This window comes from Herpetosiphon gulosus, from assembly GCF_039545135.1.
Taxonomy (GTDB): domain Bacteria; phylum Chloroflexota; class Chloroflexia; order Chloroflexales; family Herpetosiphonaceae; genus Herpetosiphon; species Herpetosiphon gulosus.
On record NZ_BAABRU010000016.1, the window covers coordinates 35,726 to 50,257 of the forward strand.

The 14,532-nt window shown below is 50.4% G+C and carries 14 protein-coding genes; 6 read left to right on the forward strand and 8 right to left on the reverse strand.

Going from position 1 to position 14,532, the window contains the following annotated elements; all coding sequences use genetic code 11:
• Nucleotides 1–4: 4 nt before the first annotated feature.
• From ruvA to ABEB26_RS19805, 3 genes are all read right to left on the reverse strand, one after another.
• Nucleotides 5–598, reverse strand: a complete 594-nt coding sequence (gene ruvA / locus ABEB26_RS19795; RefSeq protein WP_345723784.1) for a Holliday junction branch migration protein RuvA — start codon at nt 596–598, stop codon at nt 5–7.
• A gap of 100 nt (nt 599–698) precedes the next feature.
• Nucleotides 699–2,033, reverse strand: a complete 1,335-nt coding sequence (locus ABEB26_RS19800; RefSeq protein ID WP_345723785.1) for a hypothetical protein — start codon at nt 2,031–2,033, stop codon at nt 699–701.
• Between the two features lie 239 nt (nt 2,034–2,272).
• A complete protein-coding gene (locus tag ABEB26_RS19805) occupies nt 2,273–3,334 on the reverse strand; it encodes an LLM class flavin-dependent oxidoreductase (protein WP_345723786.1) in 1,062 nt (353 codons plus the stop codon).
• A 237-nt stretch (nt 3,335–3,571) separates the two neighbouring features.
• Between ABEB26_RS19805 and ABEB26_RS19810 the strand changes: the two genes are divergently transcribed.
• A complete protein-coding gene (locus ABEB26_RS19810) occupies nt 3,572–4,132 on the forward strand; it encodes an SH3 domain-containing protein (RefSeq protein WP_345723788.1) in 561 nt (186 codons plus the stop codon).
• A gap of 48 nt (nt 4,133–4,180) precedes the next feature.
• Here the strand turns inward: ABEB26_RS19810 and ABEB26_RS19815 are convergent, their stop codons facing one another.
• A complete protein-coding gene (locus tag ABEB26_RS19815) occupies nt 4,181–4,450 on the reverse strand; it encodes a DUF2277 domain-containing protein (protein ID WP_345723789.1) in 270 nt (89 codons plus the stop codon).
• Between the two features lie 6 nt (nt 4,451–4,456).
• Entirely contained in the window at nt 4,457–4,993 is a 537-nt protein-coding gene (locus ABEB26_RS19820) for a dihydrofolate reductase family protein (RefSeq protein ID WP_345723791.1), read from the reverse strand.
• 128 nt (nt 4,994–5,121) lie between these two features.
• Between ABEB26_RS19820 and ABEB26_RS19825 the strand changes: the two genes are divergently transcribed.
• Nucleotides 5,122–5,778 (forward strand): winged helix-turn-helix transcriptional regulator, encoded by a 657-nt coding sequence (locus ABEB26_RS19825; RefSeq protein WP_345723792.1) that lies wholly within the window; start codon nt 5,122–5,124, stop codon nt 5,776–5,778.
• Nucleotides 5,779–5,986: 208 nt separating this feature from the next.
• Nucleotides 5,987–8,191, forward strand: coding sequence for a coagulation factor 5/8 type domain-containing protein (locus ABEB26_RS19830; protein WP_345723793.1), 2,205 nt, complete (start codon nt 5,987–5,989; stop codon nt 8,189–8,191).
• A gap of 42 nt (nt 8,192–8,233) precedes the next feature.
• Here the strand turns inward: ABEB26_RS19830 and ABEB26_RS19835 are convergent, their stop codons facing one another.
• On the reverse strand, nt 8,234–10,330 hold the full coding sequence (locus ABEB26_RS19835) for a monovalent cation:proton antiporter family protein (RefSeq protein WP_345723795.1): 2,097 nt from the start codon (nt 10,328–10,330) through the stop codon (nt 8,234–8,236).
• Between the two features lie 259 nt (nt 10,331–10,589).
• Here ABEB26_RS19835 and ABEB26_RS19840 point away from each other — a divergent pair, with 259 nt between their 5' ends.
• From ABEB26_RS19840 to ABEB26_RS19850, 3 genes are all read left to right on the forward strand, one after another.
• Entirely contained in the window at nt 10,590–11,048 is a 459-nt protein-coding gene (locus tag ABEB26_RS19840; protein ID WP_345723796.1) for a MarR family winged helix-turn-helix transcriptional regulator, read from the forward strand.
• Nucleotides 11,049–11,324: 276 nt separating this feature from the next.
• Nucleotides 11,325–11,945: a TetR/AcrR family transcriptional regulator gene (locus ABEB26_RS19845; protein WP_345723797.1), complete on the forward strand. Its 621-nt coding sequence runs from the start codon at nt 11,325–11,327 to the stop codon at nt 11,943–11,945.
• Entirely contained in the window at nt 11,938–13,173 is a 1,236-nt protein-coding gene (locus ABEB26_RS19850) for a cytochrome P450 family protein (protein WP_345723798.1), read from the forward strand. The genes ABEB26_RS19845 and ABEB26_RS19850 overlap by 8 nt, the downstream gene beginning before the upstream one ends.
• 25 nt (nt 13,174–13,198) lie before the next feature.
• Here the strand turns inward: ABEB26_RS19850 and ABEB26_RS19855 are convergent, their stop codons facing one another.
• Both ABEB26_RS19855 and ABEB26_RS19860 read right to left on the reverse strand, forming a co-directional pair.
• Nucleotides 13,199–13,453, reverse strand: a complete 255-nt coding sequence (locus tag ABEB26_RS19855) for a hypothetical protein (RefSeq protein ID WP_345723799.1) — start codon at nt 13,451–13,453, stop codon at nt 13,199–13,201.
• Nucleotides 13,454–13,603: 150 nt separating this feature from the next.
• Nucleotides 13,604–14,401 (reverse strand): alpha/beta fold hydrolase, encoded by a 798-nt coding sequence (locus ABEB26_RS19860; protein ID WP_345723800.1) that lies wholly within the window; start codon nt 14,399–14,401, stop codon nt 13,604–13,606.
• Nucleotides 14,402–14,532 lie beyond the last annotated feature (131 nt).

The window sequence follows — 14,532 nt, forward strand, 5'->3', positions numbered from 1 at the left end:
TTTATTATACCCCACCAAAATATTGCAAGGCCAAACGTAGGCGTTCTTCAGTGTCGGCGGGAGCATCGGCAGGGAGCGCATTCAGGGCTGCTTGGGCTTCGGTCGAACTATAACCAAGGCTGGTCAAAATATCGATCAGTTCGGTGTTGAGTGCCAGTAGGCCTGGGTTGGTGCTGAGTTGCGGGCTAATTGTGGCTACTCCAAATTTGCCTTTGAGTTCGAGTACCAAACGGGCAGCGGTTTTTTTGCCAATACCTGGCACTTTGGAGAGCATGGTGATATCTTCGCGGGCAATCGCATGTTGCAATTCTTCGGGGGTAGCCGCCGAGAGCAGCGCTAAAGCAACTTTGGGCCCAATTCCACTAACTCCAAGTAATAGCTCAAACAACGCACGTTGGGCTGGCGAACTGAATCCGAATAAGGCCAGCATATCTTCACGCACGTGCAAATGGGTATACAACTGGGCGGTATCGCCAATCGCGCCAATCGTTGCTAAAACTGTGCGCGGTACGGCGATGGCCAAACCTACCCCATGCACATCAATCACCACTTGATCTTGACCAATCAATTGCACAACACCCCGTACCGATGCGATCATGCCTGATCTCCCTAGCTAAGCTTGAGCCTATTATACAGGGTTGCAGGGAGTCGTGCTAAAAATGGCTGCCTTGGTTTGAGCCAAAGCAGCCGTTAATTCGTTAGCGCATGACCGCTGGTAGATAGATGGTGGTTGTTTGGGGCAGCACTGGCGTTGCAGTTGTTGCGGTTGGGGTTGGGGTTTCGCTAGGCATAACGGTTGCGGTCGCTGTAGCGGTTGCTGTAACAGTTGGGCTTGGCGTAACCGTCGCCGTCGGGGTTATGGTTGGCTCATTGCCTTGATATTCGTATGGCCCCATATCAATCAAGCCTTCATTGATCCGTGGCAGGTAATCAATCGTCAATGGAAGTGCTTCGCTAACATCGTTATCGCCGTCGAGATCAGTTTGATCGCTTGGCAGTAAACTCGGATTGCCAGTATTCCGTGCGGCTGAGTTGGCTTGCAAATTCAAATTATCATCGAGCGTGCCAACAAGATTATCAGCACCATCAGCATCAACAAACTGCGGATCACGGGTGCTGTTGCCAGTGCCAGTAAAGCCGCCTTGAACAATTGAATAACTCACGCTGAGGTTGAGATTATTATTGGAACCATTGACGGGCGCAATACCATTGTTGCCCCAAACGATGCTGTTATGCAGATTAAGCGTACCAGCAGCGTTAGCAATCGCACTCACAGTATTCTGCTGGGAAATATTGCCAACAAATGTGGTTGATTGTAAGCTAACAACCCCATTTTGTTGGTTTTCAAGCCCACCACCAGTGCTCAGTGCCCAATTGCCAGCGAAGATACTTTGATTGATCGTTAAGCTATTATTGAAATTTAGTATCCCACCGCCAAATAATGCTGCGTTGCTGATAAAACGACTATTTAAAATCGTTAAGTTGCACTGATCAAATAAGCCACCACCACCCATATTTCGTGGAAATATTTGGTTTGTAGCTTGGCCACCACGAATCGTAAAACCATCAATTAACATTGGCTCAGACTTTGATACACAATACATAACGTGGTAGCTATTATCGCTGCGGGTTGGGTTGGTTTGATTGGCTGCTCCGGTATCGTTGCCAAGCAAATCGCCACTGAGGATTGTGGGATTTTGGCTGGGATTACGGGCTTGGCGCGAGGTTTCATCACCAGCAAAGCCACCAAAAAGTCGAATGCCATTGGTAAGTGTAAAGGCGACTGTCCGATCTGTGCTAGTGGTTGGGTGATAAATGCCCTGCTTGACCCAAACTTCTGTGCCGGTTGCTGCGGTTTGGATGGCTGCTTGAAGATCTTTGGCGTTGGCCCAATCGTTGCCAGTTTGGCTACCAGCGCCACCTGGCACGACATAAACTATCCCACCTGCCTGCGAAGGTTGCGGAGCCAAGCCAAAAATCAAACCCAAAAGTACGAGCACGCCGAAACTGCGGATTTTCCACCAGTTGTTCATTGACTTCCCTTTCTCATTCCTTCATGTGCTGCGATCATCAGCCTAGCAAGCCCACGCTTGCCAAACTGCTACCCTAATTATAGAGCTATCGGCTCAGCGGGTTAATCATTCGTTTGATGGATTATCGGTTGGATCGCTGGGTAGTGATTGTTGTAATAACAACGTGTGGATTATTACTATGGAAATGCTGAAAAAGCCTCAATCTTCTGTGGATAATCGAAGATTGAGGCTTTGGGGGGTTATTGGGCGAGGCGTTTGGCATTAATTCGGTCGCGAGCGGCGGCGATAATTTCAAGTGAGCGGATTCGTGCGGCTTGGTCGTAAATATTAGCGCTGACCATAATTTCGTCAGCAGCAGTCTCTTTGATAATTTGACTTAGGCGTTGCTCCAAGGTATCAACTGTGCCAATCGCAGTGTAGGCTAGCATTGGGCTTTGGGCAAAGGCAAAATCTAGTGCTTGGCGTTTAGCTGGGTCATTAGTTGGCGCAGGAATTGGTCGTGGCGTGCCACGTTGAATATCTAAAAAGGCTTGCTGAATACTGGTGAATAAATATTGAGCTTCGGCATCAGTTTCGGCTCCAATCACGTTAATTGCCACCATGGTATAGGGTTTGGCAAGTTGGGCTGATGGTTGGAAGTGCTGATGATAGAGTTGCAGCGCATCAAACAAGTGAGTTGGGGCAAAGTGGGCTGCAAAGGCAAACGGCAAACCTAATTTGGCCGCCAACTGAGAGCTAAATGTGCTCGAACCTAGCAACCACAACGGTACGTGCAAGCCAGCCCCAGGAATTGCCCGCAAATATTGGCCTGGGCTTGGCTCGGCAAAATAGGCTTGAAGCTCACGTACATCTTCGGGGAAGCGTTCGGCGCTGGCCATCAAATCGCGGCGCAAGACCATGGCAGTGCGGCCATCAGTGCCAGGTGCACGCCCCAAACCTAAGTCAATTCGGCCTGGGTAGAGCGATTCGAGTGTGCCAAATTGTTCAGCAATTACTAAAGGCGAATGATTGGGCAGCATCACTCCACCTGAGCCAACTCGAATTCGTTTGGTTCCAGCGGCAACATGGCCAATCACGACAGCAGTCGCGGCACTGGCAACATTGGCCATATTGTGATGCTCGGCCAGCCAGAAGCGCTTGAAGTTCAGTTGCTCGGCATGTTGGGCAATCGCAAGGCTATTTTTAAAGGCCTCGGCAGGGCTACTGCCCTCGAAAATTGTGGCTAAATCGAGCACCGAAAAAGCAATTTCGCGGGTTGTTTGGCTGTGAGCAGGACTTGTTTGACCAACCATGGCTTCCATGAATACTCCATCTATGGCTAAAATGTTGGATTTCGTTGGGCCAGCATTATTCTAGTAATATTGTACCCCCAGTTTTATTGATTAATCTAGTAATTGCTAGATAATTTTTTGGTAAAAAATAATTATGCGCAGGAGCAGCAAAGTGCTGTAGCCCAAACGGATCGATAAGCTCAGCAACATTCTTACAAAACAGGCGTACAGCCTCCAGCAATCGCATGTTTAGAGCTAAGAGGGTTTATGCGTCACCATGTTTTCCTGGGGATTGGTTTATTAATTTTGGTAGGTTGTGGTCAAACTAAAGCTCCGTTGCGGCCAGTTTCAACCTCAGTTTCTCAAGCAGTGATAATTCAGAATACTCCACGCCCAACCTCAATTCCACCAGCAGCAACGCCTCTGGTTGGCTCAGTTGGTGCTTTGTCAAACCTGCGTGCCGAGCCAAGCACGACTGCCGATATCATCACCACAGTTGATGCTCAAGCCGCGATCATTATTGTGGCCCAACAGAATAATGCTGATCAATTGTGGTATCGGGTGCGAGTTAATGATTATCAAGGCTGGATGCACGCTAGTTTGTTCAATCTATCGGCCCAGCAACAAGCATTATTGCCTTGGGAACAGGCCATGATCATCCCATCGCCGACGATCCAGCCAACCAATCGGCCATATGCAACGCAGCGGCCAGCAGTTAGCCGCCCAAGAGCCACCGCCAAACCGAGTCGGCCATCGCGGCCAGCGGCGACGAGTCGGCCAACGCAGCCCAAACCGCCAACAACTAGCAAACCACGACCACGCCGTTAAGCCCAGTTGATCAAAACTGGACTTAACGTTGCTTGTGTAGTCTGATTATTATTTGCTGAAGCGCTGTGTATTGCGAGCTTGGGCCTTGGCTTTTTCGGTTTCGCGATCTTTGGCGGGAGTGGTTGTTTGCAAGGCTGCAAGTAAGCTTTGAGCATTGGCGGTAATTGCGGCAACTGCGGCCTCAAAAGCATCGCGATTCGCTGCCGAAGGTTGGTTGAAGCCGCTAATTTTACGCACAAATTGCAGTGCGGCGGCTTCAATTTCGGCCTCGGTCGCTGGTGGCTCAAAGTTAAATAATGGGCGAATATTGCGACACATACGGCCTCACTCTGCGGCTTGCTCAATCCGTTGATATTTTAACATTGCCACGCCAGTGCTCATTGTGCGAGTTTCAACGAGTTTGAGGGTTGCGGTTGTACCAGGGTGAAATAAACGTTGACCTTCGCCGATCACGACTGGATAGATTAACAGGCGATATTCGTCGATCAAATTGTGTTTAATCAGGCTATCGGCCAAAACCGTGCTGCCATAAATCAACAAGTTTTGTTCTTCGCGCAATTGGCGAATTTGCTCAATTACGTCGCCCTTCAAAAAAGTCGCATTCCACTCTGGTTGATCAAGCGTGTTGGTTGGCACATATTTTACCAAATTGTTCATGTGCTCAGCGCCTTCATCTTTGGATTCAGGCCAAGCCTTGGCAAAACCCTCGTAGGTCACGCGGCCCAAAAGCAGCGCCGTGCATTCAGCAGATTCTTCAGCCTTGAAAGCCGAAATATCATCAGACCAATAGGGCATCGACCAACCTGGATTTTCGACCACACCATCGAGCGAGACAAACATTGCTAATACAATCTTACCCATTCGTACATTCCCTTTACAATAGTAGAACACATTTGCTATTTTATGTGCCTTACTTCAAAAAGTCAAGCCTGAATTTCAGGTATACTTAATTGAGAATTCTTTTTTTGAAGCAGATTAGCAGTACGTTTATGAATAATCGCAGCTACAACCAATATTGCGGGCTAGCCTATGCCCTCGAACTGCTCGGCGAACGTTGGACAATTCTGATCATTCGTGAGTTGGTGGCTGGGCCGCGCCGCTTTAAAGATTTACTCAACGGCTTGCCTGGCATTAGCACCAATCTCTTGACTGAACGGCTTAAACATCTTGAACAGCATGGCTTGATTGTGCGCCAAGTGCTAGCTCCCCCAGCAGGCTCGACGGTCTATGGCCTGACTGATTTAGGCCGTGGGCTTGAGCCAACGTTGATCGAGTGGGGCAAATGGGGCAGCCAATTTGTGCCCGCCAATAGTGAACATGTGCATATTCTGACGATTGGCTCGTATGCCTTGACCCTTAAAACCTTTTTTCGCCCTGAGTTGGCCCAATTTCGTGAAACCTATCAATGGCATGTCGATGGTGAATTGCTAAGCATCACGATTGATCATGGCCAACTGTATATTCAACAAGGCTTGAGCCAACAGCCTGATACGATTATCCACACGACAATTGAGGTTTATTTACAACTCTTGCAAGGTGCAATCAGCCCGCAACAGGCAGTTGATCAGGGTTTGTTGCAAATCCAAGGCCAGCTGGTTGCGCTTGAACGGTTCCTCGCCTGCTGTGCCATTAACGCTCCAGCTTAAATTGGATCATTGTTAACAAATTTAAGGGCTTGACAAACCTTTAAATTTCATTAATATAGTCGGTATCGTTTCCGGAAACGATACCGACTTTTTATTATTGTTTATTTGCCTGTGAACAGGTCACCGTTCCACAAGTTCGCCCGAGCGCATTGTCGGATAGCTGTTTTCAAGGATGAAACTGGGTTCTATCCACGGAGGAACGAATCGAATGGATACTCATTTTTGGCGTAAATTGGCCGCAGTTGGCTTAGCCTGTAGCATTCTGTTTACCTTTATTACTGCGGCTCCCCAAGCGGCATTTGCCGCCGCCCCACTTGGCCAAACCATTTGGCTGCGGGCAATGTCAAGCGGAAAATATGTTTCAGCCGATGCTAATCGCGGAGCCAACTCGCCCTTGGTCGCCGATCGTGATGCTGCCAATGGTTGGGAGCAGTTTCAGGTAGTCGATGCTGGCAATGGCTACATCGGCCTGCGAGCTTTGGCGACTGGCAAGTTTGTTTCAGCTGACCAAAATTTTGCTAACACGCCCTTGGTTGCCGACCGTAACACGATTAGCGGCTGGGAACAATTTCAATGGGTCGATGTGACGGCGGGCCAAGTCCAATTGCGCTCGATTGGCAATAATAATTTTGTTTCCAGCGATCTCAATTTGGGCACGCACGCGCCGTTGGTTGCCAACCGACCAACAGCTTCGGGCTGGGAAACCTTCAATTGGGGCGTGGTCGGCGTAAATCCAACCCCCAACCCAACTACCCCGCCTGGCACTACTCCCGATTTTGGTCCGAATGTGTTGATGTTTGATCCGTCGATGTCAACTGCTTCGATTCAAACCCAAATCAACAACGTTTATGCCATTCAGCAAAATAGCCAATTTGGCTCAGCTCGCTATACCTTGATGTTCAAACCTGGCACCTATAATGGCTTGAACATTCCGGTTGGTTTCTATACCCAATTGCTAGGCGTTGGCGCATCGCCTGATAGCGTCAACATCAACGGCAGTGTCTACTCGAACGCCTATTTGGGCAACGACAACGCTACTTGCAATTTTTGGCGCGGCGCTGAAGGCCTTGCGATTACTCCTTCGAATGGCACGATGCAATGGGCTGTCTCTCAGGCTGTGCCATTCCGTCGTATGCACATTCGTGGCAATATGAAGCTCAATCAAAATAATGGTTGGTCGAGCGGCGGCTGGATGGCCGATGTGTTGGTTGATGGTAATGTCAACTCTGGCACCCAGCAACAATGGATTTCGCGCAATACCCAATGGGGCAGCTGGACTGGCTCAAACTGGAATATGGTCTTTGTTGGCGTGACCAACCCACCAGCAGGTAGTTGGCCTAACCCACCATATACCAAAGTTGCCCAAACTCCAATTGTGCGCGAAAAGCCGTTTGTAACCGTTGATGCTGCTGGCAATTGGGGCGTGCGGGTTCCGTCGCTGCGCACCAACAGCACGGGCATTACATGGGCTGGTGGCTCAACGCCAGGCACAACCATCGCCATGAGCCAATTCTTCATCGCCAAACCAAGCGATAGTGCTGCAACGATTAACGCCCAATTGGCCGCAGGCAAACATCTGTTATTCACCCCTGGGATCTATGCCTTAAATGATACGATTCGCGTGAATAACCCCAATACTGTGGTGTTGGGCTTGGGCTTTGCAACCTTGCGACCAACCACGGGCCTAGCCGCTATGACCGTCGCCGATGTTGATGGCGTGACGATTGCTGGCCTGTTGTTTGATGCAGGCCTGATTAACTCGCCAGTTTTGTTGGAAGTTGGGCCAAATGGCAGTAATGCTAGCCACGCTGATAATCCAATTGTGCTGCATGATGTGATTTTTCGGGTTGGTGGGGCTGCTGCGGGCAAAGCCTCAACTAGCTTCCGCATCAATAGCCACGATACAATTGTTGATCATACCTGGGTTTGGCGGGCCGACCACGGCGATGGCGTGGCCTGGAATAGCAATACTGGCGCGAATGGGGTGATCGTCAATGGCAACAACGTGACGATCTATGGTCTCTTTGTCGAGCACTATCAACAATATCAGGTGCTTTGGCAGGGCAATGGTGGTCGGGTCTACTTCTATCAATCGGAAATTCCCTACGATCCGCCAACCCAAGATAGCTGGCGCAGTGCAGCGGGAGTCAACGGTTGGGCATCCTACAAAGTTGCCGATAACGTGACCAGTCACGAAGCTTGGGGCTTGGGCATTTACAGCGTTTTCACTAACCCTAACATCTGGCTAACTCGCGCCATCGAAGCGCCAAACAACCCCAATGTGCGATTCCACAATATGATTTCGGTGGCAATTGGGGCTAATGGTGGAATTAGCAATGTGATTAATAATACTGGTGGCTCAACTCAGCCAAATGTCACCTACACTCCCAAAGTAACCAATTATCCTAATTAATTGATGTTTGACGAGGCGATTAAACTCGAAACGAGCGATCTTTCAACTATTACTGGTTGAAAGATCGCTCGTTTTATCAAGTAATTCGGCTGCGCTGGGGGCAAATTTGCCAGCTTGCGGCGAGTTGGCTGCTTGATCGCCCGCTTGGCTGCGGTTGATCAACGCATCGGCGGCACTAATTTGGCTTTTGTCGCCGATCAAGCCTAGCAAATCGCCAGGCGCGAGGGTTAATTGTGATTCAGGATTGCTAATCAGTTGCTGATCGCGAATCACGGCGATAACTGAAGCACCAGTTTGGGCACGAATATTGAGTGCTGCCAAACTCTGGCCAATCATGGTACTGCTGGCGGCAATGCTGCGCCAAGCAATCTCAAAGCCGCGCACACTTTGGATCAACTGCTCAAGGATCAGATGCTCAGTCGGCGTAATATTGGTATGATATTGATCGCGCCGAACTGCATCGGTATAGCCTTGAACTTGGGTGGCGGCATAGCCCAAGTGCAACAAGGTATGTCGAATAATTTCTAGTCCACCCTCTAACTCTGGGTGAATCACATCTTGCGCCCCCAAATCGGCCAGCCGTTGTACCCCTGAAGTGGTTGCTGCCCGCGCAATAATTGGCAAATTTGGGGCGATATCCCGCGCGGCAGCGACCACCAACTCACTAGCCGCCTCGTTGGGCAAGGTCACCACCAAGGCTTTAGCTTGCTCAAGCTTGGCGTGAGTCAGCACATCGGAGTTGGCAGCATCGCCGATCAAGGTTGGAATATGCTTGGTTATAAAATCGTCGGCGCGATGATTGTCGGCTTCGACCACCAAAAAGGGAATTTGCAGCCGATTTAAGACCGTACCAATATGCTCACCAACTCGCCCATAGCCGACGACGACCACATGCTCAGCTTGGGGCAATTGGGTTGGTTGCGGCTCAGTCGTAGCGTGGCGCTCAAAACGTGCCCATAATTTTGGATAACGCTTGAGCCATGTTTCGACATGGGGAATCGACCAAAACATGACCGGATTGAGCATAATCGAGAACATTGCTCCGGCCAACACCAGCGAATATTGATCTTGAGTCAATACGCCTAAGCCAACTCCAGCCTGCCCAACGATAAACGAGAATTCACCAATTTGGCTCAAACCAGCGGCCACCACAATCATCGTGCGACCAGTTGAAGGCAGAATCAAGCCCAAAAAGAGCGTGAAAATTGCCTTACCAACCACGATCAACGCGGTTAATGCCACAACTTGTCCAATGTGATCCCACAGGTATTGTGGGTTGACCAACATGCCTACCGAAACGAAAAAGATCACCGCAAAGATTTCGCGGAAGGGCAAGACTTCATCGCCAACTTGATGGCTAATCTCCGATTCGCCCAACACTACGCCAGCCAAAAACGCGCCCAGTGCTAGCGAAACCCCAAAGGCAGCGGTGGCGGCAAAGGCTGTGCCAAGCGCCACGGCTACGGCTGCTAAAATAAACAGCTCGCGTGAGCGTGAATGAGCAATCGAGGTCAGCAGCCATGGCAAGAAACGCCCACCAACAAACAGAATAATCAAGACAAAGGCGGTGGTTTTGAGCAAGGCCAAGCCGCCAGTAACCCACGGATTACCACCCTCGTTGCCGAACAAGGCTGGCAACAACACCAAAATTAGCACGGTGGCTAAATCTTCCAACACCAACCAGCCAACCGCAGTTTGGCCAGCGGGCGTATTGAGTTGGCCTGCATCTATCAAGCCACGCAGCAACACCACCGTACTGGCGATCGAAATTGCCAAGCCGACGACCAAACCAGCGGCGGTAGTCCAGCCCCACAAACGGGTCAGCCCAAAGCCCAAGCCTGTCGCCAAGAGCATTTGGAGGGCTGCCCCTGGAATCGCCACTTTGCGCACCGACCATAAATCCTTGAGCGAGAAGTGTAAACCAACCCCAAACATAAGGAAGATCACGCCAATTTCTGCAAGCTGGCTAATATCGCCAATATCGCCGACGAAGCCAGGCGTAAATGGCCCGATTAGCATTCCCGCTAAAAGATAGCCGACAATTGTGGGTAAACCTAAGCGGCGAGCCAGCAAACCGCCAGCAAATGCCACGACCAACGCGACCGAAATATTGGTGATCAACGATATATCATGGGGCATCGGCACCTCCTGAATGAGTTGTTGTGGTTAAGAATGTTAGAATAGGCGCTAATTTGGCCAATGTGTCGCCACAGCCGAAGCTGCTGATCAGACTAGCGCTGCTTGATGAATCTGTTTCTATCAGTAGAATAAGGAGCTTTATGGTCGCTGTCAAATTCAATCTGCTTGAAAATATTTTTCTGTTATTATAGCTTTATGCCGAAAAATAGAGCCTGTATTCATGAAGATTATCAAGTAACTTGAAGAATAAGGAAAGCTTATGCAGCGGCATCATATTGATCGACTCGTCGAAGATTTATTCACACTCGCGCCCCAACTCCATCGTTTGGTTGATCTTGAGGTGCGGCGGCAACTCGATGGTGTTACCAGCGCTGCCCAATTGCGCATGTTGAACGAACTTCAGCATGGCCCTCAATCGCTGAGTAGTTTGGCTCGCCAACAGCATGTTAGCCCGCAAGCGATCAGCGAACTGCTGCCAGCGCTAGTTGAGCGCGGTTGGATCGAGCGGATTCCCCACCCCCAAGATCGGCGACAACAGCTTTTACAATTAACTAACGCAGGCTTGGATGCGGTGCGTCAAGCCCAAACCCAAGCCCACAAACAGCTGACTGCCCATGTTGCTGGCCTGAGTGAGGTTGAATTGAGCATCGTCGCGGCGGCCTTACCTGCCTTGCAACGCTTGCTCGATTTGGCCAAACGCGCCGATGAGGGGTCTTAGAGGATTCGAGGGGGTAGGATTCAGGGACTAGGGATCAGAAGCTTAGATCTTAACGCAGAGGATGCGAGAGGTTAGGGAACAGGGACTAGGGATCAGGGTGTAAGCCAAACAGCGTGAAACGAGACCCCTTCGTGCTTTTTGTGCCCTTCGTGGATCAAATTCGTGCAATTCGTGGCTAAAAATAACATGGATCAAGAACTGATTGACAATCGATCCACTTAATTCTATACTCATAGCGAAATGAATGAATGTTCATTCATTTTCATAGGAACCCGTATGGCAACCCAAAACCCTGAAGCATCGCTCAACCAACGCCGCCGAAGCCAAATTCTTGATGCTGCTGCCCAAGTGTTTGCCCAGCAAGGCTTTCATCAAACTACCATTCGTCAAGTTGCCAAGGCCGCAGGCATCGCCGATGGCACAATTTATCTTTATTTTGCCAGCAAACACGAGTTACTGCTAGGGATTTTGGAGCGTTTGAACGATCGCGAACAACGCGAAATTGATTTTACCCAAGCCCTCGATAGTCGGCCCAGTGGTTTTATTGCCAGCTATTTCGAAGAACGGGTGGGGCGACTGATGGAGCAGATGACTGATTTGCAGGCAGCCCTACCAGCGGTGCTAAGCGATAGAAGTCTGCGCGAACGTTATTTTCGCGAAATTTTTGGCCCAACTTTTGAGCTTGCCAATCCAGTTGTCCAGTTATGGATTGATCAGGGGATTTTGCGGCCAGCCCAAGCTGAATTATTGACCCGCTCGTTGGCAAGCAGCATTCTTGGTTTGGTGGTCTTGCGCATGTTGGGCGATGAGGTTGCCATCAATCAATGGCCTGAATTAGCCCGTACCACCATCAATTTGGTGTTGTATGGCATTCTCCAGGAGCCACCACATGAGTAGTTTATCGCGTGAAACAAAGCTCACCCAACCAGTCTTGAATTTGACTGATCGCCAGTTTAAGGCTGATCCGTTCAGCATCTATGCTCAGTTACGCCGTGATAATCCAGTTGCCAAGGCCAAACTTGGCTCGATGCCAACTTGGATTGTTACTCGCTACGATGATGTCGTTGAAATTCTGAAAAACGATCGGGTTTTTGTCAAAAACTATAAGAATGCCCAATCGTTGGAGCAACAACGCAAACGTCCTTGGATGCCTGAATCGTTGCGGGCGCTCGAAAGCAACATGCTCGATCAAGATAACCCCGACCATCTGCGCTTACGTTCGCTGGTGCATAAAGCGTTTACCCCGCAACGCATGGAAGAAATGCGGCCACGCATTCAGGCGATTGCTGAATCGTTATTAATTAGCACCCAACAGCGTCGCCGTGGCGATTTAATTGCCGATTTTGCCTTGCCCCTGCCATTAACCGTAATTGTCGAATTGCTCGGCATTCCAACTGAGGATCGCCAAAAATTCCATCGTTGGGCCAAATATGTCTTGAACAGCCCAACCATGCTCAATATAATGTTAGCAATTCCCGCGATTATGGCCCAGATGAAATATCTCAAACAACTGTTTGCCAAACGTCGTAGCAACCCCCAAGACGATTTGCTAACAGCATTGGTGCAAGCCGAAGCCGATGGCGATCGGTTTAGTGAAGCTGAATTAGTGGCCATGGTCTTTTTACTGATGCTAGCAGGCCATGAAACTACGGTCAATCTGATTTCGTCGGGAACCTTAGCGTTATTGCAGCATCCTGAGCAGTTGACCTTGTTGCGGCGTTCGCCAGAACTAATCAAATCGGCAGTCGAGGAATTGGTGCGTTTTACCGCGCCAGTTGAAACCGCGACCGAGCGTTACGCTGCTGAAGATGTGATGATTGCTGACACCAAAATTGCCAAGGGCGAAATGGTGTTGGTTGCGCTGGCCTCAGCCAATCGTGATCAACGCCAATTTACTAACCCTGATCAACTAGACATAACCCGCGAAAAGAATCGCCATGTTGGCTTTGGTTTGGGTATTCACTACTGCTTGGGTGCGCCTTTAGCCCGCATGGAAGCGCAAATTGGCCTGCAATTATTGACTAATCTGCGTCCAAACTTGCGCCTTGCCGTGCCCGCTGAGCAATTGCGCTGGCGCTCGACCGCAGTGGTGCGCGGCTTGGCCGCCCTGCCCGTGGAGTGGTAAGCCCTTATCACACCAATCAACAGACTCAAACCGCGGGACACATCAGAATGGAAACCCAAGTCTGATTACCTGGTATTTGCAGAATACGATCCCATACAAGCTGTTCGGCGGCAGGATCTTCATTCCATCCCCGCAAGATGGTCGGGAAAAATCCGTCGAGCTTTGGATTTTGACAGTGTTGCGCCATAATCTGATCAATCGGCAGCCCGTCGATCATTAACATCCAATGTGGTGCTCGTGCATAACGGGTCTGATAGAAGGATGTTGAAATCTGATTCATAACATCTCTGATAATCGCTAAGGATTGTCGGATGACCTAAATTCGGATAATCATTGTAGCAGGTCCACACAAGCTGAGTGAAATCGTTCAGCCAAGTGCTTGGCAGCGGCCAAAGTGCTTCTTCTGTAACCTGAGTGTGCATTATTTTATCTAGGCTTGTAGAAAGGACGTGACGAGCTGGGCTACGAGCGGTGTTGCGAGCAGCGTATGGTGGGTCGTGCCCGGCACAATTGCCAGCTGGCCAGCGGGGCGACCAGAGCCATCCATTCCGCCATCACGCATGCCACCACCCAGCTGGCGATAGAACGCCACGATCCCTTCGGGTCGCCAGCAGTCGGCATCGGCAAAGACCAGCATCACGGGCAGCTTCAACGTTGCCACTGCGTCCGCCCAGTCATAGTCATGCGCCAGCATCTCGCCCAGCTTGGCAAAGAGCTGCGCCCAATCGACATCGGGATAGCGTTGGGCAAGCGGCGATTGCTGCACGGCGGCAGCAACATGCGGCGCATTGGCAGTCATCCCATCAAAGCCAGCAATCACCTCTGGGTAGGCATCAGCACGGCGCATCGGCGTTGAGACCAGCACGACTCGGCGCACCAGCGCAGGATGACGGATGGCCAGCTGCAATGCCACGGCACCACCCATCGAATAACCCATAACATCGGCTTGCGGTAGCTTCAAGAATTCTAGTAGTGCCGCCATATCGTCTGCCAGAAACTCGCGGCGTAGCGGTCGGTCAATATCGAGCGTGTAGCCGTGGCCCTGCAAATGCACCGCGATCACTTGGTGTGTCGTTGCGAGTTCCGTCAATGTTGGACCAAAGGTAGCGCTGGGGTTGACACCGCCGTGCAGCAGTAACAGTGGTGTGCCGCTACCATGAATCTCATAGTAGAGTCGCAGTCCGTTGAGTTCGGCGTAGTGTCCTTGCGCCGTATTGTGATGAGCCATGGATCACCTTTCTTCTACGCATACAGAGCCATAGAGTGTGGCTTTAGGTCGGGCAATCAGTCCACAATTCTTGGACATGGGTTGGACGACTTGTACGGTGCAGCGCCGAGATGCGCCATTTGTGCGGTCTC